Origin of the sequence: Amycolatopsis jiangsuensis (assembly GCF_014204865.1) — a bacterium.
GTDB lineage: Bacteria > Actinomycetota > Actinomycetes > Mycobacteriales > Pseudonocardiaceae > Amycolatopsis > Amycolatopsis jiangsuensis.
In genome coordinates this window covers 3,728,896-3,749,537 of record NZ_JACHMG010000001.1, presented here as the reverse complement: position 1 = coordinate 3,749,537, position 20,642 = coordinate 3,728,896, and the positions used below count along the sequence as shown (strand labels likewise).

Genomic DNA, 20,642 nt, shown 5'->3' with positions numbered 1-20,642 from the left:
ATGTGGTGATGAGCGAAGAGACCCGCGTGGTCCGCAACGACGAGCGGAACCGCTACGAGCTGTACGCGGGCGGCGAGCTCGCCGGCTTCGCCGAGTTCACCCCGCGCGGACGCGAAACCACTTTCACCCACACCGAGATCGGCGACGAGTTCGGCGGCCGCGGCCTCGCCAAGGTGCTGGCCTCCGAAGCGCTCGACGACGTGGTGGCCCGCGGCGGGACCATCGTGCCGATCTGCCCGTTCATCGCAGGTTTCCTGCGCAAGAACGAGGGCTACGCCGAGCACGTGCGGTGGCCCGGCCGGTGACGCCCGTGCGTTCGGCCCAGTGCCGCTGCGCCGAACAGTTGTGTGTTGTCTGGTTTGTCCGAAACCTTGGTTATTAACCAACCTTCGTCGGTGGTGCGTTGGTTGCCGGGCAACGAAGGTGTGAGACGACCCACCCCGGCGCGGTGGTGGGTCACGCAGGGTCGGTCCCCCCACCTGAGCCCAACTGGAGGAAGATTCGATGACTTCCCGGAAGACGCTCCTCGCCGGTGTCACGGCGTTCTCGGCCGCGGCGCTGACCGCGGGCATGTGCATCAACGCCGCTTCGGCCAGCCCGCTCGCGTTCTCGCAGATGCAGGCCCAGGCCGTCACGCAGGCCAACCAGGTCGCCGACAGCCTCGGTGCTGCCAACGGCGGCATCTACCTCGACCGCGGCAAGGCGGTCGTCAACGTCACCGACGCCGCGGCCCAGCAGAAGGCCGAGGCGGCCGGCTTCGCGACCAAGACCGTCAAGTACAGCTTCGCGGCGCTCACCAACGCGAAGAACACCATGGACTCGGTCAAGAACGTGCCGCAGACCGCGTGGGGCATCGACACCAAGACCAACCAGGTCGTGGTGAAGATCTACGACGCCGCCTCGCAGGCCACCAAGGACAAGGTGACCGCGGCCGCGGCCAAGCTCGGTGACGCCGCCCGCGTCGAGCAGCGCACCGGCAAGCTGTCCACCTACATCGCCGACGGCGACTCGATCACCAACGACCAGGTGATCTGCTCGCTGGGATTCAACGTGACCAAGGGCGGTGAGCCGATGATGCTCACCGCGGGCCACTGCACCAACGAGGGCGGCACCTGGTCCGGCGGCGACGTCTCCGGCGCCGAGATCGTGGAGAGCGACTGCCCCGGTGCCGACTCCGGCCTGCTGACCCGCCCGAACGGCACCGGTGAGGGCGCGATCAACACCGGCCAGGCGATCACCAGCGCGGCCGAGCCGACCGTCGGTGAGCAGATGGAGAAGCAGGGCCAGACCACCGGTGGCGGCAGCGGCGAGATCACCTCGGTCGACGAGTCGGTCAACTTCGACGTGGGTGTGCTGAACCACGAGTTCGGCACCACCGCGAAGACCGACCACGGCGACTCGGGCGGCCCGGCGTTCGACGGTGAGAAGGGCCTGGGCACGCTGTCCGGCGGCGACACCCAGACCAGCTACTTCTACCCGCTGACCCTGGAGCTGGAGTCCTACGGCCTCGAGCTCGCCTGAGCCCGACGCCTCTTCGGTGGCCCGTCGTCCCCTCGCGGGACGGCGGGCCACCGTCGTCTGCCCGGCCTAGAGTCGGCGGCATGGAGACCGATCCGAGCCCGGCACGGCAGCTGTGGACGGCGCTGGAGCCGCTGCACGCCGTGGTCTACTTCGCCCCCGAACCTGCCGAAGCCGCGAAAGCGTTGGGGCTGCGTGGTTTCTGGATGGGGTACTTCGCCGGACGGGCCGCGCCGCTCGGGCCGCTCGGCCCGGAACCGGTCGCGGCGATGTTCTTCGGGTTCGCCCCGCGGATGGTCGCTCGCGCGCTGCCGGACGCGTGGGATTTCGCCGCACCCGACGACGTGCTGTCCACCCGGATCGAGGCCGTCGAAACCACGCTGAACCGGTTGCTCGGCCCGGCTCCGGTGACCGAGCTGGCACAGCTGCTGGAACCGGCCGTCGCCGGCTGCCGGTTCCCGGGCCGCCCGCTCGCCGCCGCGTGGGCCGCGGTGCCGCGCCCGGACCGTCCGCTGGCCCGGCTGTGGCTGGCCGTCTCCACCTTGCGCGAGCATCGCGGGGACGGTCACGTGCTGGCGTCGGTGGCAGCCGGGCTGACCGGTCTCGAAGCGAGCATCACGCACATCGCCACCGGCGCGACCACCCGCGAGCTGGTGCAGCGCGCTCGTGGCTGGAGCGACGAGGAATGGGACGAGGCCACCACACGCCTGGTTTCCCGCGGCCTGCTCGACGACGATGGGCGGCTGACCACCGCGGGCGAGGACGTCCGCCGGACTGTCGAGGAGACCACTGACCGGCTCGCGGCCGACCCGCTCGAAGCGCTCGGCGCGCCGGTCGTGGAGCGGGTGCTGGAGCTGGCGGCGCCGTTGGGCCGCCTGGTCGTCGACGGTGGTGGTCTGCCGGTACCGAATCCGATGGGTGCGGTACGGCCGTGAGAGCCGCGTTCGTCCCGCGACCGGGTCCGGCCGAAACCATCCGGGTCGGCGAGCTGCCCGATCCGGTGCGCGGTGAAGGTGAGGTGCTGGTCGACGTCTCGGTGAGTGCGGTCGATCCGGTGGACACCTTCGTGCGCAGCGGGTTGTTCGAAGTGCCGGGACCGTGGCCGCTGGTGCTGGGGCGGGATTTCGCCGGGCGGGTCGCCGAGGATGGCGGCGGGTTCAGCGCTGGGGAACCGGTGTGGGGCAACAGTCTCGGGCACGGCGGACGGCAGGGCGCGGCTGCGACGCGGGTCGCGGTGGCCGTCGAGCGGCTGTACCGGCTGCCCGACGGCGCGGATCCGGCCGAGTTCGTCGCGGTCGTGCATCCCGCGGCGACGGCGTACCTCGCGCTGTTCACACACGGACGGCTGTGTGCCGGGGAGACCGTGGTCGTGGCCGGCGGAGGCGGCAACGTCGGATCCGCGCTGATCGAGCTCGCCACGAACGCCGGAGCGCGGGTGGTCGCCACCGCTTCGGCTCGCGATCTGGCGCACTGCCGGGCCCTCGGCGCCGTCGAAGCACTCGACTACCGCGACGGCGAACTGCCCGGCGATATCGACCTGTACGTGGACACCTCCGGCACGAACGATCTGGCCGCGGTGGTGCCACAGCTGGCTTGGCGCGGACGGATCGTGCTGCTGGCCGGGCCACGCAGCCGACCGGTGCTGCCTGCCGGCGAGCTGTACATGCACGACCGGTCGGTGCTCGGGTTCGCGATCTCGCACGCCACCGCCGCCGAACTCGCCGACGCCGCGAAGACGGTCAACGAGCGGTTCGCCGCCGGTGGCCTGCGGCCCCGCGCGGTGAAGCGGCTGGCGCTGTCGGACGCGGCCGAAGCACACCGGCGCATCGAAGGCGGCGAAGCGCGCGGAACTCGCCTCGTGCTCGATGTCGATTCCGCGGGACGCCGTTCGACGCAAGGGTGAGAGAGGAATCGACATGCTGCTTGAAGGCAAGAACGCGGTGGTTCACGGCGGTGGCGGCGCGCTCGGCGGGGCGATCGCGCGAGCGTTCGCGGAGGAGGGTGCGCGGGTTTTCCTGACCGGGCGCAACCGCGACAAGCTGGAGCGTGTGGCCTCGGACATTCGCGCGGCAGGCGGCGTCGCGGACGTCGCGGTGCTGGACGCGCTGGACGAATCGGCCGTCGACGGCCATGCGGACGCTGTCGTCGAGGCCGGTGGGAGCCTCGACATCTCGGTCAATGTGATCACCCACGGCGACGTGCAGGGGACGCCGATGATCGAAATGTCCCTCGCCGACTACGAACAGCCGGTGCGCACCGGCGTGCGCACCACGTTCCTCACCATGCGGGCGGCCGGCCGGCACGTGAAGCGCCGGGGTTCCGGCGTTGTCCTGGTCTTCGGCGGCGACGGCGACCCGGTCCGCGGTCATTCGGTCGGCGGCCTGCAGGTGGGCTTCGCCGCGCTGGAGGCCATGCGCCGTCAGCTGGCCGCCGAGCTGGGCCGCTACGGCGTGCGTACGGTGACCCTGCGCACCGGCGGCATCCCCGAAACACTGCCGGCGGACTTCCCGGGCCGCGCGGAACTTGTCGAAGAGCTGGCGGAACCCACCCTGCTCGGCCGCGCCGCGACGCTCGCCGACGTGGGCGCGGCAGCAGCGTTCGCCGCCTCGGACAAGGCCCGCACGATGACGGCAGCCACGGTGAACATCAGCTGCGGCGCGCTGGTGGACTGAGCAGCGGGTTTCAGCGGGTGGCGAGCTCGACGCGGTTGCGGCCGGCCTGTTTCGCCCGGTACAGCGCGGTGTCGCTGGCGACGAGCACATCGTCGATGCTGGAGAGGTGCTCGGCCGGGTAGAGGGCGCAGCCGATGGACACGGTGAGGTCGCTGATCACCGTGTCCCGGTCGGGCAGTGCCACCACGACCTGGGGCACCCGGCAGCGGATCCGGTCGGCGAGCTGGCCGAGGTGCTCCTCGCTGGGCACGTTCGGCAGCACGATAGCGAACTCCTCGCCGCCCCAGCGCCCGCACATGTCCTGCTCGCGCACCTCCGCGCACAGCGCGATGGCGATCTCGCGCAGCACCAGATCGCCGGTCGGATGGCCGTAGGTGTCGTTGATCGCCTTGAAGTGGTCCAGGTCCAGCAGCAGCACACCGACCGTGCCCTGCCCGCTGCGGGCGCGGTCCAGGTACTGCTCGGCGACGGTGCGCCACCAGCGTTTCGTGGCCAAGCCCGTGGTGACGTCGGTGCGGGCGTCGCGCTGGAACTGGGTCAGCAGCAGGCCGCGGTGCAACGCGACCAGCGCCAGCACCACCCCGGCCAGCAGCAGTGGGTTGGCCAGCAGCAGGAGCGCGGCGGTGACCAGGCCGAGCCCGATCGCGCCGGCCTCCAGCAGCTGGTCGCCGAAGCCGGCGAACAGCTCCGAAAGCGACCGCGGCGCGCTCGACAGCGCGATCGCGGCCATCACGAGCGCGGTGTTGATCGCCCAGCGCAGACCGCAGGCGAGCACGATCACGGCGAGGTCGGTCAATCCCGGCAGGAAGCCGGACGCGAGGACGCCGGGGTAGTGATGCATGCCGAGCGCGAGCACGCAGATCGCGGCCTGCGTACCGCACAGCACGGACGCGGCGGAGAAGATCCAGCGGTGCGGCAGCACCGGCCGTTCGCGGGGCCAGATCCGCCACCACGCGACCGCGTAGGTGAACACGACCATCGCCGTGGCCAGCACTGCCGGGAGCGCGATCACCGCGGCGATGCTCCAGACGGCCTTGGTGTCCACATATGCGACGGTGGCGGCCCGGTTGTACTCACGCTGTCGCTCGATGTGGCGCGTCGCCTCGATCGCGGCCGCCGCGCACACGGCGAGCACCCCGAAGCGCAGGAGATCGGTTCTGGTGACCGGGACGAGCCACGCTGTGCTCAGCGACGCGCCGACCGCGACGACGTTCACGAGCAGTACGTAAGTGCGCACGTGCGGGGGCAGCTGCCACAGGCGCCACCCCGTGAACCACCCGGCAGTTCGTCCGCGCACTCTTCACCTCACCCGGTTGGCTTCTACCGTAAACGACGAGGCGCGTCGTGTGCTGCCCGTTGCCCGGACTCTGAGATCAGCCGGAGCATTTTCGCCCGGACAGCCCAACGCCCGGCGGGGAGCAGGGGAGGTGACCACTGTGCGTGACGACAAAACGCCACGAAGCTGTGACCGACCAGCAGATCGTGGCCGTTGGCCCGGCTGGCTGTCGCGGTCACTGTTGGCACTCTCCGTGACGGATTTGTGTGCTACTCACCCGGTAGTGCAGTTGCGACAAGGGAGGTGACGACAGTGCGCGACAACAACTGGACGGTCCGGTCGTGACCGGACGACCGGCTCGAGCCTCGACCCCGGGTCGAGACTTCCGTCTTCGCAGGTGAGAGGAGGTGTCCACGGTGCGGGACAACAACTGGTGACCGAACTGCCGCGCGCGCGGCGCCCGAACGTCATCGAAGGGAGGCGAAATGGACTTGCGGGACAACAACTGGACCTGCTGAGGCCGGAGGCTGGCCGTTTTGCGAGAAGGGAGGTGGCTACGGATGCGCGACAACAACTGGACCCGCTGAAGCGAATGGCCGGCCGGTTCTGTGAGAAGGGAGGTGGCCTGGATGCGTGACAACAACTGGACTCGCTGAAGCGAGTGGCCGGCCGGTTCTGCGAGAGAGGAGGTGCCCGGATGCGTGACAACAACTGGACCCGCTGAAAAGACTCGATCCGTCTCGTGGCGAGGAGGTGAAACCCGTGCGCGACAACAACTGGACCCGCTGAAGCCCGTACGTCCGCCCGGTTTGCTCTGCGTGCGGAAGGAGGCCCGGATGCGTGACAACAACTGGACCCGGTGAGCGGTCGCCGTCCCGGAAACGTGCCGTCGAGGAGGTGAAAGGCATGCGTGACAACAACTGGACCTGAGGTCACCCGACCCCGCGGATCACTGCGCCGGAGGTGGCGTGGCCCCGTCGAGGGGACTTCGGCGGGGCCGCACCGCGCGGGCCCACGCGGTGCCGGCCACGGCTGCGCACAGCGCACCCGCGACGCCCGCGATCGCGACCACTGTCGTCGGCGTGAACGCCTGCGTCAGTGCTCCCGCGACGATGATGCCGAGACCCTGTGCCGCGCGCAGGGCGGCGATCGCCACGCCGATCACCTGGCCGCGTTGCCCGGGTGGTGCGGCGAGGCTGTACTGCACCTGCGTGATCAGGTCGTGCGCGGAGCAGGCGCCGGACACCGTCCACAGCACGACCAGCACCGGCAACGCGGGCGTCCAGCCGGTGGGCAGCAGCACCAGGCTGCTGGCCACGGCGAGCGGACCGAGCCAGCGGATCTGCCGTGCCCTCGGCAGACGGCTGATCAGCAGCGCGCCCAGCAGCGTGCCGACCGGGTTGGCAACCAGCAGCCAGCCGAGCACCCCGGTGCCGCCGAGCTGCGCCGCCACCGGCACGGCCAGTCCTTCGGGGACCACGTAGAACCCGCAGCAACACGCGATCGCCAGCAGCGATCGCAGTTTCCGGTCCCGGGCGACGAGCCGGCAGCCGGCGACCAGCGAAGCCCACTGTGGCGTGCGTTCGACGACCGTCGTGACCGGATACGGCCGCAGCCCCCAGCGCAACGCGGCCGCCGACACGGCGAAGGTGACCGCGTCCACCCAGAGCGCGCCGGACACCCCCAGCCACGTCACCACGGCCGCGCCCGCGCCGAAGCCCACGACGAGGGCCGCCTGGTAGGTCGAGGACAGGATCGCCTGTCCGGTCGGCAGTTTCTCCTCGCCCAGCAGGTCCGGCAGCACCGCTTGGCGTGCCGCCTGAAACGGACCGGCCGCCAGTTGCACGAGCACGAGCAGCCCCGCGGCGAGCGGCCACGGGATGGCGGGGATCGCCATCGCCGCGACGAGCACCGCACGCAGCACGTCGGCCACCACGAGCACCGAACGGCGCGGGAACCGGTCCGCCAGGCCGCCGAGCGCGCCACCGAGCAGATCCGGCAGATAGGTCAGCGCGTACGTTCCGGCGGCCCAGCCGGCGGACTCGGTACGGTCGAACACGAGCACCGTCAGCGCCACCCTGGCCAGTTGATCTCCGGCCACGGACAGCACATGAGCCACCCACAACGCGCGGAATTCCCCGACACCGAACACGTTCCGGAACGACGGTGCCGTGGTGGTCATGTGCTCAGCCTGTCCTGGCGCGGGCACTCGGAGCAACCCCCGCGGGCCGGGGTGGGTCGTCGGAGGCGCCCGGGCCGGTTCGTGGAAAACTGGGAGGTCGCCGTCCGTGAATCGTCGCATCGAGGGGTTTTCCGTTGACCGAGGAGAGCCGGCAGGTCGCCGGTCGCTACGAGCTCGTCGAACTCGTCGGCAGCGGTGCCATGGGCATGGTCTGGCGGGGTGAGGACAAGATCCTCGGCCGGATCGTCGCGGTGAAGGAACTCCTCATGCCCGTCAACCAGGGCGAGGACAAGGTCGAAGAGGCCAAGAACCGTGCCATGCGCGAGGCACGCATCGCGGCCCGGCTGCAGCATCCCAACGCGATCTCCGTGTTCAACGTGGTCGAGTACGAGGACCGGCCGTGGCTGATCATGGAATACCTGCCCTCGCGCAGCCTGTCGGTGAAACTGCACGAGGACGGCCCGCTCGGCGTCGAGGAGGTCATCCCGATCGCGGTGCAGCTGGCGGGCGTGCTGGCCGCCGCGCATCGGGCCGGCGTGGTGCACCGCGACGTCAAACCGGGCAACGTGCTGCTCGGCGACGACGGCACGGTCAAGGTCACCGACTTCGGCATCTCCCGCGCGATGGGTGACGTCACGCTCACCGCGACCGGGGAGATCTCCGGGACGCCGGCGTTCCTCGCGCCGGAAGTCGCCCGTGGCGAGGAGGCCACGTTCGCCTCCGACGTGTTCGCGCTCGGTGCCACGGTGTACATGGCGGTGGAAGGCGCGCCGCCGTTCGGTACGTCGGACAACGCGATCGCCTTGCTGTACCGGGTTTCCAGCGGGTCGATCACCCCGCCGAAGCAGGCGGGGAAGCTCGAACCGCTGCTGCTGAAACTGCTCGAACTGAAGCCCGACGACCGTCCGTCGATGGCGGAGGTGGTCACCGAACTGCGCGCGCTCGACGGAGGCGTCACGCCGGTCGTGACGGTCCCCGAACCGCCGACGCTGCCGAAGACCGCACCGATGACCGTGCTGCCGGGTGGCCGTGGGCGTTGGGGCTCCGCCGCGGGTGGGCACGGTGTCGGCTCGGCTGCCGGTGGTGGGGAATGGGGCTCGGGCGCGGGGGTAGCGGGTGCCGGTGACTCGGCCGCTGGAGCGGGCGTGGCGGGCTCGGGTGCAGGCGTGGCGGGCTCGGCCGCCGGTGACTCGGGCGCTGGTGCAGGTGTGACCGGCCCGGCTTCTGCGGCGAGCGATGCCGCTGGAGGAGCGCCTACCTTCGATGCCACGCACGGTGCTGCGGCCTCCGCGGCCGGTTCACCCGGTCCGGATGCTGCATCCGGTTCGACCGCCGGTGGCGCGCCGGGGGACACGGCCTCGCTGCCGGCCGATCGAAGACGTCGCGCGATGATCCTCGCCGGGGCGGGCGCACTGGTCGTGGTGCTCGCCGTGCTCCTCACCGTCGTGCTCACGCGCAGGCAGGACCAGCCGGACCCGGTCGCGAACCCCCCGGCTCCCGCGCCGTCGACGTCGGCGCCCGTGTCCACGCCGAGCAGTTCCCCTCCGGTGTCCTCGTCTTCCTCGAGCCCGCCGGTCTCGTCGAGTTCCGCCGATTCGTCGCCCGAAGCGATGTCCGCGGCGCTGCGTAGCTACTTCTCGCAGATCCCCACGAACTTGAAGGTGAGCTGGACGATGCTCAGCGACAAGTTCCGCGCTGAGCGCAACCAGACATTCGAGAGTTACTCCGATTTCTGGGACGGGTTCTCCTCGGTGTCCGCGAACGACGTCAAGGTCACCGGCAGCAACACGCTCAGCGCTCAGATCACCTACCGCCGCCGGAACGGCAGCACCACGGTCCAGCACCACACCTACACCATGGTGCAGCAAGACGGCGTCTGGAAGATCGAGGTGGAGAGCAAGTGACCGCGGCCCGCCGAGGCGGTTTTTAGCCCGTTCGGGTGGCAGATCCCCGGTTTTTGTCGTACTTCGATGCGAACATGTGTTCGTGACGAACGAAGGACCGATCCTGCATGCCGACCTCGACGCGTTCTACGCGTCGGTCGAGCAGCGTGACGCGCCCCGGCTGCGTGGCCGGCCGGTGATCGTCGGCGGCGGCGTGGTGCTGGCCGCGAGTTACGAGGCGAAGGCGCTCGGCGTGCGCACCGCCATGGGTGGTGCGCAGGCTCGGCGGCTGTGCCCGCAGGCGGTGGTGGTGCCGCCGCGTATGCCGGTGTACAGCGCGGCGAGCAAAGCCGTGTTCGAGGTGTTCCGGCGGACCACGCCCGTGGTCGAGGGCGTGTCCATCGACGAGGCGTTCCTCGACGTCGGCGGTCTGCGGCGGATCGCAGGGCGACCGTCGGAGATCGCGACGCGGCTGCGTGCGGAGGTGCTGGCGCAGGTCGGGCTGCCGATCACGGTCGGGGTGGCGCGCACCAAGTTCCTCGCGAAGGTGGCCAGCGCGGTGGCGAAGCCGGACGGGCTGCTGGTGGTGCCGCCGGAGGGAGAGCTGGAGTTCCTGCACCCGCTGCCGGTGGAGCGGCTGTGGGGAGTGGGGAAGGTGACGTCGGCGAAGCTGCGGGCGCTCGGCGTCACCACCGTGCGGGAGGTGGCGCTGCTGCCGGAGGTGGATCTGGTGTCCCTGCTGGGTCCCGGCGCCGGCCGGCATCTGCATCTCCTTGCCCACGGTCGTGATCCACGCGCGGTCCAGCCGGCGCGGCGCCGCCGTTCGATGGGTGCGCAGCGGGCACTCGGCCGCCGAAGACGTTCCCGGGCCGAGCTGGACGAGATACTGATGTCCATTGTGGACCGACTGTCCCGCCGCCTCCGCGCGGCGTCACGGGTGTGCCGCACGGTGGTGCTCCGCCTGCGATTCGCCGACTTCACCCGCGCCACGCGTTCGCGCAAGCTGGGAGAATGCACCGACCACACGGCCACCCTCCTGGCAGCAGCATGTGCCCTGCTGTCCGCCGCCGAGCCCACGATCCACGACCGAGGGCTGACGCTGCTGGGCCTGTCGCTGACGAACCTGGACAGCCCCCACGCAGTCCAGCTGACGCTCCCTTTCGACACCCTCCAGCCGACGCCCCTTCCACCATCGGCAGACGCCCTACCAGCGAGAGCTGCAACACCGGCGAGCGCCAGGTCAGCGACAACTTCACCTCCGGCGGCAGTCCTTCCGCCGTCGCCCGTTCCACCGTCGAGGCACGTTGCTCAGCCGCCGAGGCCCGTTGCTCAGCCGTCGCCCGTTGCGCCGACGAGGCACGCTGCGCCGCCCGCGAGTTCTGCCGAGCTGACGAGGCTCGTTGTGCCGCCGAGGTTCGCTGAGTCGTCGGGGCCCGTTGTATCGGCGACGTCTGCTGAGTTGACGAGGCAGTTGCTCCGGCGAAGTTTGCTGAGTCGCCGACGTCCGGCCAGCCGAGGCGCGCTGCTCAGCCGACACACGTTGTGCCGCCGACGTCCGCTGAGCCGGCGAGGCACGCTGACCCGACGAGGTCTGCGCAGGCGTCGTCGCGGGTTGCGCCGTCTAGGTCCGTTGCGTCGAGGGATGCTGCGCCGCCGACGTTTGCTGAGTCGAGACTCGTCGCGCTGCCGATGAACGTTGCGCGGCCGAGGTTTGCTGAGTCGCCGATGTCCGGCCAGCCGACGCACGTTGTGCCGCCGACGTCCGCTGAGCCGGCGAGGCACGCTGACCCGACGAGGTCTGCGCAGGCGTCGTCGCGGGTTGCGCCGTCTAGGTCCGTTGCGTCGAGGGATGCTGCGCCGCCGAAGTTTGCTGAGCCGGGACTCGTTGCGTTGCCGACGTCTGCTGCGCCGGCGAGGTCCGTGCCGCCGATGCATGCTGCGCCGACGACGCCCACACAACCACCGACGTCCGCTCAACCGACGACGTCCGCTCAACCACCGACGTTCACCTCGCCACCGACGTTCACCTCGCCTCCGGCGGTCGGACTGCCGTCGACGTCCCACCCGTCGGTGACGCCCATTCCGGCACCGGTGACGGCCATCCCGCTTGTGGAGTCCAACCCGGCATCGGTACCCGACCCATCGCCGAGGTCGCCACGGGGCTCGGCTTCGACGGGTTCCGCTCCGCTGTCGAGGTCTGGCCTCCAGGCGGACGCGCAGCCACCGAAGCCCGTTTCGTCGTTTCGATCTTCTCCCTCGCCCGCCTCGTCTGCTCGGTCGGGCACGTCCGCTCGGTCGGCGCCTGCCGATCCGCTGGACGTCGCGATGGACAGCGTCCGCGATCGGTTCGGGGCCGCGGCGGTGACCCGGGCCGCCCTGTTGCGCCACGATCCCGGAGTGGAGATGCCCATGCTGCCGGACTGACTCACGGCCGGGCACCGGTCTCACAACTCGGACAGCCGGCTGAGCATCAGGTCGAGTGCTTCCCGCCAAGCGTCCGGCGGGTAGCTCCCGATGGGCGGATACACCACGAGAAGCCGCCCGTCGACCAGTTCGCCGACGATCGCGCGGGTGTCCTCGACGGGCAATTCCAGCCGAGCAGCCAACTCGGCGACCGCCATCGTGTCCCCACACAACGCGCAGGCTCGGTCGTACGGTGCCCGCAACAACCGTTGTAACCGCAGCCCGAGTCCAGTGGTCGAGAGCAATGCCTCGAGTGCCGGATCGCCTCCCGCGCTGTGCCGCGGGTCGCCACTCGCCGGGATTTCTCTGCCGGGTAACCCTTCGAGGTCACGCCGTACGTCGGCACCGGTCTGCACCTCGACATCCGGCAACGGTCCCGGATCCACAGACCCAACGGTTCCCTGACGCTCGAACTCCTGGTGACCCGTCCAAGGCGACTCCACGGCACCCGTGTGCCCGACCTCGACCCCTGCCGAACCGACCCGTCGCCGCCCCGCCAGCGGCTGCCCGGGTGGTGGCTGTCCGGCTGATTGCCGCCTGGGCGCCGGCTGCCCGACCGGTGGCTGCCCGGCCGGGTGCTGTCCGAGCGGTCGTTGTTCCGTGGGTTCGGGCAGCCGGTGCCGGCCCGGGCGCGGTGGCGGGAACGGCGCTCCGGGGAGTTCCGGCTCGAGCATGCCGCACCTCCTCACGTCCTGTGCGGCAGTACAGCACCGGGCGCGGGGCGATGCCAAGGGCCGTCCGTCGTGCCTTGTCCGAAGTGGACCGGGTGTCGCCGCGACCGCCGGCGCGGGCCGCGATGCGGAAGTGGCGGGGCAGGCGGCCGGTTCCTGCTCGAACGATCACGCGAGAAAGCCGCCTGGCATCCAGGCGGCTTTCCCCACTATCTGTTCTCCGTCAGGCCAATCCAGCCCAAAAGCTGCTCAGGCGGCTTGGGTGTCGGTCCGGGCGTTGTGGCGGCCTCGGAGGTCCAGTTCGATTTGCTCCAGGCTGCGGCCCTTCGTTTCCGGGACCAGCCACTTCGTCAGGGCGAACAGGACGACGTTGATGCCGGCGAAAAGGAACATCGAGCCGCCGATGCCGAGGGCTCCGGGGTCCGAGATGATCGGGAACACGGCGCTGATGATGCCGGTCGCGGCCCACAGGACGACGCTGCTCACGCCCATGCCGGCGGCGCGCGCCTTGAGCGGGAACACCTCCGACATCATCACCCACACCACGGCGCCCCAGCCGAGTTCGTAGCCGACCAAGTACAGCACCATCGCGATCAGCATCAGGACGCCCTTGGTTCCGGTGTCCTCGACCCCGATCACCACGAAGCCGGCGGTGACCAGCGTCAGTACCATGATCACGTTGCCGATGAGCAGCAGCGGTTTGCGGCCCCAGCGGTCCACCACGAAAACCACCCACGCGGTGAACAGGAACTTCGTCACGCCCAGCAACACCCCGGACAGCAGCGCCGCCTGCGTCGCGAACCCGAGGCCGATCAGCATGGTCGGGAAGTACGCGTTGACCGCGTTCACGCCGCTGAACTGCTGACCGATCGCCAGCAGCAGGGCCACCACCAGCATCGGGCGCACCATCGGCGTCACCAGATCGCGGAAACGGGTCTTCGCCGATTCCGTGTCCAGCCGGATGACCTCGCGGATCGTGCCGATCTCCTCGTCGACGTTCACCGCCGAACCGTGCGAGCTCACCAGCACCGCGCGGGCCTGTTCCTCATGCCCGTTCGCGACCAGCCAGCGCGGCGTTTCCGGCAGGAACATCAAGCCCACCAACAGAATCGCCGCCGGCACGACCGCGCCGGCGAACATCGCGCGCCAGTTCTCCGACGAGCCCAGCCCGTAGCTCACCAGGAACGCGATCAGGATGCCGAGCACGATGAAGATCTGGTTCAGCGCACCCATCGCGCCACGCAACCGGGCCGGCGCCAGCTCCGACAGGTACGTCGGCACGGTCGACGACGAGAACCCGATACCCACGCCGATCACCAGCCGCGACACGATCAGCAGGCCGAACGACGGCGAGAAGGTCGCCGCCGCGGTGCCCACGATGACGATCACCGCGGCCACCATGATCGTCCGGCGCCTGCCCAGTTTCTCGTTGAGTCGACCCGAGAAGAGCGCGCCGACGACCGCACCCACCGAGATGCTGGCGGTGATCACGCCCTTGTCCCAGCCGGTCAGGTCCCAGACCTTCCCGATGAACGGCAACACCCCGGAAATGACCCCGAGGTCGTAACCGAACAGGATGCCGCCCAGTGCGCCGAAGAAGTACAACGTGGTCCTGTTGATGGGCCGCCGCGCCGCGGCTGTCTGTGTCATTGCCGAGCCGTCTCTTTCCGGAGGGGCCGGCCGGTCGGAGTCCGCTGGCGGGAGACCAGCGCCGTCCGGGCCGGGCGATGGGGGTCGGTTGGCCGCCGCGCGCGCCGAACGTGCCCGCGGATCGCCGTGAACAGCACTGTGGAACGATCGGTTCCCTTGCCGGGCAACGCCTTTCCTCGTCACCACTGCGGTGGGGAAACGAACTTCGCCGTACACAGTCACACGCGGTCTCCACACGGGCAAGACGCGGGCTGATAACTATTCAGTCACGTGACTAGCATTCACATATGTGTACGCCTATGAGGGGCAAATTCGCAGGTCAGCGCCCTCGTGTTCACCCGGAAACTGAAGGTGCCAGGTTTGCTGTCGTACGGTGGTCGTCCGGCTCAGGCGCCGGTGAGGACGCCGTCGGCGTGCGGCTGAGAATGAAGAAGTGGCCCTGGGGATGCGCGGGAGAGGGTTTCGAGGTCGCTCCGGCAGGAGGTCCAGAGGGAGTGTGCGCATCGAGCCGTCGTGGTGGATGCGTCCGGTCTACCTCACGGGCGCGCTCGCCGGCGTCGGGCTGCCAGGCGAGGCGAGCGTGGTGGCTGGCCCGCGGCTGGCTACGGCGAAGCGGCGGGAGTGGGGGACGGTGAAAGTTGTGACGGTTCAAGTTCCGGCAAGGTGAAGCACGAGAACTACCGGCGAAGATCATTATCCGTCGCCAGAATCAGTGGCTGCTCCCGGTTTCGTCGCCAGAGTCGGCGGTTGGTTCCCGGTGCCATTGCCGGAGTCGCCAGTTGGTTCCCGGTGCCATTGCCAGGGGTGGCGGATGGCTCCCGGCCCGCGGATGAACCGGTGTGGGAGGTCCTGAACGCCGCGCAGCTCGCGATGCCGGTGAAATCGCCTGAGAAACGCCCGGCGCGGACGTGGTTGGCGGGAGCTGGTCCGGACGGGGTGGGTCCGGACTGATCGGGCCGGCGGTCGGCGCGGACGTCGACGGTGGGATTCGACGGCGGGGTCCGACGGCGGGGTCCGGACAAGCCAGGCCAGCCGCGGGAAGGCGGGCTTCGGTGGTGGTCTCGAAGCCCGCCCTGCGGTGTGCTCAGGCGTTCTTGATCGCGGAGATCTCGAACTCGAGAGTGATCTTGTCCGAGACCAGCACGCCGCCGGTCTCCAGCGGGGCGTTGAAGGTGACACCGAAGTCGCTGCGGTTGATCACGGTCGAGCCGTCGAAGCCCACGCGGTCGTTGCCGAACGGGTCCTTCGCCGCGCCGCCGAACTCGAACGGGATGGTCACCGGCTTGGTGATGCCCTTGATGGTCAGGTCGCCGGTCACATCGAAGCCGTCCTCGCCGTTCTGGGCGATGGCGGTCGAGGTGAAGGTGATCACCGGGTGCTCGTCGGCGGACAGGAAGTCGTTGGTGCGCAGGTGGCCGTCGCGGTCGGCGTTGCGGGTGTCGATGCTCTTGGTCTGCAGGGTGACCTGGGCGCTGGACTTCTCCGGGGCGTCGCCGTCGACCGTGAAGCTGCCTTCGAACTCGTTGAACGAGCCCCGGACCTTGGTCACCATGGCGTGCCGGGCGACGAACCCGATGCGGCTGTGCGTGTCGTCGATCGTGTACTCGCCGGTGAGCTGGGGGTAGGTCATGTCTGCTTCCTTCGTGCTTCGGGCTAGGTTGTTGAGGGCTCAACCAACACTGTAACCCAGGATAACTGATTGCGCGAGCAAGTGTTCGGCTAGACTCGTCCCCGTGGTGAACAGAGCTCCGCTGACCGGTAGGGAACAAGCCGTGTGGCGGCCGCTGACCAGGATCATCACCGTGCTGCCCCGCGTGCTGGAGGACCAGTTCGACCGGGACACCGGCATCTCGATGACCGACTACACGGTACTGGTCTCGCTGTCCGAGGCCGCCGAGGGCCGGTTGCGCCTCACCGACCTTGCCGAGGCCGCCGCGCTGTCGCTCAGCCGGATCAGCCGGGTGGTGGAAAGTCTCGAGCGCCGCGGGCTGGTCCGCAAGGTCAGGTGCCCGCAGGACCGGCGGGCCGCGCACGCCACCCTCACCGACGAGGGGCACGCGAAGCTCGCCGCCGCCTACCCTGGGCATCTCGAGCGGGTGCGGACCCACTTGTTCGACCACCTCTCTCCCGACGAGGTGCGCGCCGCGGGTCCGATCCTCGCCCGGCTGGCCGCCGCGCTCGAGCCGCCCGAACCAAGCCGACGAAAGCAGGGCCGATGACCGAGAAGGGCGCTTTCCGGCGCGACATGAACTACCTTGCCGACCGCGTCACCGCCGACGGCCGCGACGGCTGGCCGGTCGAACCCGGCCGCTACCGGCTGGTGATCGCCAGGGCCTGCCCGTGGGCCAACCGCGCGTCCATCGTGCGGCGGCTGCTGGGACTCGAGGACGTGCTGTCCATGGGCATCTGCGGGCCGACGCACGACGAGCGCAGCTGGACCTTCGACCTCGACCCGGGCGGCCGCGATCCGGTGCTCGGCATCGAACGGCTGCAGCAGGCGTTCTTCGCGCGCGATCCGGAGTACCCGCGGGGGATCACCGTGCCGGCCCTCGTGGACGTGGCCAGCGGCCAGGTGGTGACCAACGACTTCAAGCAGATGACGCTCGACTTTTCGCTGGAATGGCGTGCGCACCACCGCGAAGGCGCCCCCGAGCTGTATCCGGAGCCGCTGCGCGCGGAAATCGACGACGTGGCGGAGAAAGTCTTCCACGACGTGAACAACGGCGTGTACAAGGCCGGGTTCGCCAGTTCTCAGGACGCTTACGAGCAGGCCTACCGCGATCTGTTCGGGAGGCTCGACTGGCTGTCGCAGCGGCTGGCCGGACAGCGTTACCTGGTGGGCGACACGATCACCGAGGCCGACGTCCGGCTGTTCACCACGCTGGTCCGCTTCGACGCGGTGTACCACGGCCACTTCAAGTGCAACCGTGCGAAGCTCACGGAGCTGCCGGTGCTGTGGGCGTACGCGCGGGACCTGTTCCAGACTCCCGGGTTCGGCGACACCATCGACTTCGCCCAGATCAAGGAGCACTACTACGTGGTGCACCGGCAGGTGAACCCGACCGGGATCGTGCCGCTGGGCCCGGAGCTGTCCGGCTGGCTCTCCCCGCACGGACGCGAGGAGCTGGGCGGCCGTCCCTTCGGTGACGGCACCCCACCCGGCCCGCCGCCGGCGGGCGAGCGCGTGCCGGAGCTGCCGTCGGCGGACTGACTCAACCCGTCGCGAGGAGGATGCGCAGCAGCTCCCGCGGCGCGTCCCGCATCAGGTCGTGCCTGCTGTCCAGTTCGTGCACGTTCCAATGTGGATCGTCGCGGAGTGTGCAATAGGTCGGTTCGAACGGCGAGCCGCCGTCCCAGATCTTCGCGTAGACGTAGTCGCGGCGGCGGAACCGGCTCAGGTCGCCCTCCAGCCGGATGGTCTGGAGCAGGGAGGCCAGCGGGTGCGCGGAAGCGCGGGAGTCGAAGAACGGCAGCGGAGGTACGGCGTAGCCGATCTCGCCGACGGTCAGGTACCACTCCCGTTGCCGTTCGTCGGTGAGGCTCCAGCAGGATTCGCCGTTTTCCGGGACGAACGCGTCGAGGTAGACCAGCGCGTCCACTCGCCAGGGGACACGGTCGGCGGCGCCGGTGATGACCATTCCCCCGTAGCTGTGGCCCACGAGGACCGCGTTCTCGACGCGTTTGGCTTCCAGCACGTATACGAGATCTTCGATGTGGGTTTCGAGATTGACGCCGGCGTGCAGCAGGTGACGACGTTCACTGAGGCCGGTCAGAGTCAGCGGGACGACACGGTGTCCGGCGTCGCGCAGCTCCGCGGTGAGCCGATCGAAGCACCAGCCGCCGTGACAGGCGCCGGGGACGAGGATGTAAGTGGTCACGTCCGCAACGCTACGAACGCGGGCGGCGGAAGTCCAAGGCCTGGTTCTTCCACGTACCATAAGCAGTGGTTATTCCGGCAGTGCCAGGTCGTGTGCTTTGCGGAAGTCCGTTAGTGTCGACCACGCGAGGTGCGGGTCGAGGGCGAGGTGGCGGCGGGCCACGGCCAGCTGGTGCAGGGCCGGGGTGAGGCGGTCGTCGGTCAACGCGTCCGTGAACAGCTCCAGCATCGTGGCGCAGAAGAGGACGAACGCACTGCTGTGGTGGCGCAACAGGTTCACCGGCGTGGCGAGGTCGTGCGTGGCGCCCTCGTGCAGTTCGGCGGCCAGCGCGGCGAGTTCGGCGGCCTCCCGGGTTTCGGGGATGCGCAGCAGTTTCGTCCAGAGCTGCGCCAGTTCCGTCGTCTGCTCCAGTGCGCGCGCCTGTCCGGTGAACGCGCTCGTCTTCGCGGTCAGCTCCGCGCGGAGCAGGATCGACGTGACCGCGGACAGCGACGGCTGGTACAGCTCGGTCGTCACGTCCACCATGTCGATCGTGACGCGGCGCAGGTCGCGGGGGAGGCCGCCGGACAGGCAGTGCCCGAGGTGGCAGAACTGCTCCGGGACGCCGGGCAGCCGCTGCGCGATCCACAGCCTGCTTTCGTCCTGGGTGAACGGTTCCAGGCGGACCAGTTCGGAGAACGCGCTGTCGAAGGCGTCCCGCATGGCGAGTCCGCGCTGCTCGAAGCTGAGCACCGCGTCGTCGGACACCGCGACCAGGTAGAGGCAGCCGGGGACGCCGAAGATGCCCTTGACGTCGTTCACCAGCTGCTGGGCTTTTTCCTGCTCGCCGATCTTGTCCAGTTCGTCGATGGCGACCACGAGCCGGTCGGTGACCCCTTCGCCGCGCAGCAGCCCGGCGGTCCGCTGCGCGAACGCCCGGAACTCCGCCACCACCTCGGGATGGGTCAGCTGCTGCTCGGCCCGCTGCGTCGACTGCGTCCGGCCCAGGTCCGCGCTGCCGGGGAAGAGCAGCTTGCCCGACCATCCGCTGGTGTGCGTCTGCAGGTAACGGATCCGGTCGAGCTGGCGGCGCGCGTCCGCCTCCAGCTCGAGCAGTCCGGCAGAGCGCTTGCGCTGCACGGCGTCCAGCAGCACGTCGATCGGGATGCGCAGCACTTTCAGCGTCCACCGCAGGGCGAGCAGTACGATCACGATCAGCGCGATCCGGTTGCCCGCCGGCTGGTCTGTCCACAGAGGATCTATCAGGTCCGGGAAGTGGATCCGGCGCAGCAGCAGTCCCAGTTCGATCGGGAAGCGGGTGAACGAGCCGTCCCACAGCCAGCCGCCGATCGCCCAGGCCACCGCGGCGGAGCCGATCAGGTCTGCCGACAGCCGCGCACCCCGGCGCAGCCAGCTGCGCCAGGAGCGGACCGGGGGCAGTTCGTTCCAGAGCAGGTCGAGCACCGCCTTGCACAGCAGCCCGTGCAGATGCAGCACGAAGTCCCGGGCGTCGTAGTTGGCCGGGGCCGCGGCGACGACCACCAGCGGTGCCGGATTCTCCGTGCCGTGGATCAATCCGCGTTGCAGGGAAAGGATTGCCGTCGTCTTGCCGGAACCGCGTTGCCCGCCGAGCGCGATCGCGCCCGTCCCCGCGCGTTCGAGGATGCGGCGCAGTCGTTTCGCCGCCGCTGTGGGCACGACGTCACCGGTCGCCTCCTCGTAGAGTTCGCACTGCTTTTCGAAGACCAGCTCGGTGCCGTAGTGCAGCAGGCGGTGCGCGGAGATGAAGTCGCGCGCCTCGGGCAGCACGATCTCCCGCAGCGCGAACGGACGGCGGCGGCCGAGCCCGAGCTGTTCGTCGCCGAATTCCGCCGGTCCGCTCGTGAATCGGGCACGCAGCTCAGGCGTCCTCCTGGACATTCGCGCCACGGCAGCCACCAGGCCGCAGGGCAACGCCAGAACCGCGAAGATCCGGAGGAACACCGGCATCGCGTCCCAGGCCCGCTGCAGCAAGCTCAGGTAGCCGACTTCGAGCACGAAGGGGATCAGCAGCCACCCCAGCTCGCTCACGCGGACCGGACGGCCACGCGGCCGGAACCCGCTCGCTCCCTCGGCCGAGACCTGATCCTGCAGCATCCGGATCTTCGCGAGCAGGGACTCGTTCTCCAGCAGCCCTTCGCGGACGTCGGTCGCCCGCAGTGACTCCCGGCGGAGCGCGCCGGCGAGCTCCGGTCCGGCGAGGGCTTCATCGACCAGGGATTCCAGTGCGGCGCGAGCGGTCCACGAGGCGAAGTCGTCCAGCCACCCGGCATCGAACGCGCGCGGGTCGCTCCACTCACCGGTCACCGGCGGATGATGCCACATCGGTCACGGCGGAACAGGCGGTTTCGTGTCAGTGCGGTGTCAGCGCGAACGCCACCGGGTGTCAGGGAAGCCGGGCACGGTGCGGGCATCACAGCGAAAGGGGGAC

At 69.7% G+C, this 20,642-nt stretch carries 16 protein-coding genes and 1 pseudogene; 9 read left to right on the top strand and 8 right to left on the bottom strand.

The annotated features are described in order from the left end of the window. Window positions 1-8: 8 nt before the first annotated feature. The 5 genes from BJY18_RS16395 (at window position 9) to BJY18_RS16375 (ending at window position 4,190) form a co-directional block, all read left to right on the top strand. A complete protein-coding gene (locus BJY18_RS16395; RefSeq protein WP_184780808.1) occupies window positions 9-305 on the top strand; it encodes a GNAT family N-acetyltransferase in 297 nt (98 codons plus the stop codon). Between the two features lie 199 nt (window positions 306-504). Beyond that, a complete protein-coding gene (locus BJY18_RS16390; RefSeq protein WP_184780807.1) occupies window positions 505-1,521 on the top strand; it encodes a S1 family peptidase in 1,017 nt (338 codons plus the stop codon). An 80-nt stretch (window positions 1,522-1,601) separates the two neighbouring features. Beyond that, complete coding sequence (locus BJY18_RS16385; protein ID WP_184780806.1) at window positions 1,602-2,453, top strand: SCO6745 family protein; 852 nt, start codon at window positions 1,602-1,604, stop codon at window positions 2,451-2,453. Continuing rightward, the gene (locus tag BJY18_RS16380) at window positions 2,450-3,421 is read left to right on the top strand and encodes a zinc-binding dehydrogenase (protein ID WP_184780805.1); all 972 of its coding nucleotides are present in this window, start codon (window positions 2,450-2,452) and stop codon (window positions 3,419-3,421) included. Before BJY18_RS16385 ends, BJY18_RS16380 begins: the two co-directional genes overlap by 4 nt. Window positions 3,422-3,434: 13 nt before the next feature. Next, entirely contained in the window at window positions 3,435-4,190 is a 756-nt protein-coding gene (locus BJY18_RS16375) for an SDR family NAD(P)-dependent oxidoreductase (RefSeq protein WP_184780804.1), read from the top strand. 10 nt (window positions 4,191-4,200) lie between these two features. Here the strand turns inward: BJY18_RS16375 and BJY18_RS16370 are convergent, their stop codons facing one another. Then, entirely contained in the window at window positions 4,201-5,427 is a 1,227-nt protein-coding gene (locus BJY18_RS16370) for a GGDEF domain-containing protein (protein WP_312873865.1), read from the bottom strand. A gap of 988 nt (window positions 5,428-6,415) precedes the next feature. Next, a complete protein-coding gene (locus tag BJY18_RS16365) occupies window positions 6,416-7,648 on the bottom strand; it encodes an MFS transporter (protein ID WP_184780802.1) in 1,233 nt (410 codons plus the stop codon). Between the two features lie 134 nt (window positions 7,649-7,782). Here BJY18_RS16365 and BJY18_RS36930 point away from each other — a divergent pair, with 134 nt between their 5' ends. Together BJY18_RS36930 and dinB are read left to right on the top strand one after the other, a co-directional pair. Beyond that, window positions 7,783-9,552: a serine/threonine-protein kinase gene (locus BJY18_RS36930; RefSeq protein WP_246458886.1), complete on the top strand. Its 1,770-nt coding sequence runs from the start codon at window positions 7,783-7,785 to the stop codon at window positions 9,550-9,552. A gap of 82 nt (window positions 9,553-9,634) precedes the next feature. Then, a pseudogene (dinB, locus tag BJY18_RS16355) lies at window positions 9,635-10,693 on the top strand (DNA polymerase IV); the annotation flags it as partial. Between the two features lie 829 nt (window positions 10,694-11,522). Here the strand turns inward: dinB and BJY18_RS37475 are convergent. From BJY18_RS37475 to BJY18_RS16340, 4 genes are all read right to left on the bottom strand, one after another. Next, window positions 11,523-11,651: a hypothetical protein gene (locus tag BJY18_RS37475; RefSeq protein ID WP_281393675.1), complete on the bottom strand. Its 129-nt coding sequence runs from the start codon at window positions 11,649-11,651 to the stop codon at window positions 11,523-11,525. Window positions 11,652-11,975: 324 nt separating this feature from the next. Then, window positions 11,976-12,380, bottom strand: a complete 405-nt coding sequence (locus BJY18_RS37765) for a DUF742 domain-containing protein (RefSeq protein WP_184780801.1) — start codon at window positions 12,378-12,380, stop codon at window positions 11,976-11,978. Window positions 12,381-12,914: 534 nt separating this feature from the next. After that, window positions 12,915-14,315 carry a sugar porter family MFS transporter gene (locus BJY18_RS16345; protein WP_184780800.1) on the bottom strand — a complete coding sequence of 467 codons (1,401 nt, stop codon included), beginning with the start codon at window positions 14,313-14,315 and terminating at the stop codon, window positions 12,915-12,917. Window positions 14,316-15,399: 1,084 nt separating this feature from the next. After that, the gene (locus BJY18_RS16340) at window positions 15,400-15,945 is read right to left on the bottom strand and encodes a YceI family protein (RefSeq protein ID WP_184780799.1); all 546 of its coding nucleotides are present in this window, start codon (window positions 15,943-15,945) and stop codon (window positions 15,400-15,402) included. Window positions 15,946-16,048: 103 nt separating this feature from the next. Here BJY18_RS16340 and BJY18_RS16335 point away from each other — a divergent pair, with 103 nt between their 5' ends. Further along, the gene (locus BJY18_RS16335) at window positions 16,049-16,534 is read left to right on the top strand and encodes a MarR family winged helix-turn-helix transcriptional regulator (RefSeq protein WP_184780798.1); all 486 of its coding nucleotides are present in this window, start codon (window positions 16,049-16,051) and stop codon (window positions 16,532-16,534) included. Then, window positions 16,531-17,526: a glutathione S-transferase family protein gene (locus tag BJY18_RS16330; protein WP_184780797.1), complete on the top strand. Its 996-nt coding sequence runs from the start codon at window positions 16,531-16,533 to the stop codon at window positions 17,524-17,526. The genes BJY18_RS16335 and BJY18_RS16330 overlap by 4 nt, the downstream gene beginning before the upstream one ends. 1 nt (window position 17,527) lies before the next feature. Here BJY18_RS16330 and BJY18_RS16325 read toward each other — a convergent pair whose 3' ends face one another. Together BJY18_RS16325 and BJY18_RS16320 are read right to left on the bottom strand one after the other, a co-directional pair. Then, window positions 17,528-18,193 (bottom strand): alpha/beta fold hydrolase, encoded by a 666-nt coding sequence (locus BJY18_RS16325; RefSeq protein ID WP_184780796.1) that lies wholly within the window; start codon window positions 18,191-18,193, stop codon window positions 17,528-17,530. A gap of 69 nt (window positions 18,194-18,262) precedes the next feature. After that, window positions 18,263-20,518 carry a hypothetical protein gene (locus BJY18_RS16320; protein WP_312873864.1) on the bottom strand — a complete coding sequence of 752 codons (2,256 nt, stop codon included), beginning with the start codon at window positions 20,516-20,518 and terminating at the stop codon, window positions 18,263-18,265. Window positions 20,519-20,642 lie beyond the last annotated feature (124 nt).

Excerpts from the sequence above, each read along its gene's own strand:
- BJY18_RS16395 (WP_184780808.1), top strand. The coding sequence starts at position 9 with ATGAGCGAAGAGACCCGCGTGGTCCGCAACGACGAGCGGAACCGCTAC.
- BJY18_RS16390 (WP_184780807.1), top strand. The coding sequence starts at position 505 with ATGACTTCCCGGAAGACGCTCCTCGCCGGTGTCACGGCGTTCTCGGCC.
- BJY18_RS16385 (WP_184780806.1), top strand. The coding sequence starts at position 1,602 with ATGGAGACCGATCCGAGCCCGGCACGGCAGCTGTGGACGGCGCTGGAG.
- BJY18_RS16375 (WP_184780804.1), top strand. The coding sequence starts at position 3,435 with ATGCTGCTTGAAGGCAAGAACGCGGTGGTTCACGGCGGTGGCGGCGCG.
- BJY18_RS16365 (WP_184780802.1), bottom strand. The coding sequence starts at position 7,648 with ATGACCACCACGGCACCGTCGTTCCGGAACGTGTTCGGTGTCGGGGAA.
- BJY18_RS16345 (WP_184780800.1), bottom strand. The coding sequence starts at position 14,315 with ATGACACAGACAGCCGCGGCGCGGCGGCCCATCAACAGGACCACGTTG.
- BJY18_RS16340 (WP_184780799.1), bottom strand. The coding sequence starts at position 15,945 with ATGACCTACCCCCAGCTCACCGGCGAGTACACGATCGACGACACGCAC.
- BJY18_RS16330 (WP_184780797.1), top strand. The coding sequence starts at position 16,531 with ATGACCGAGAAGGGCGCTTTCCGGCGCGACATGAACTACCTTGCCGAC.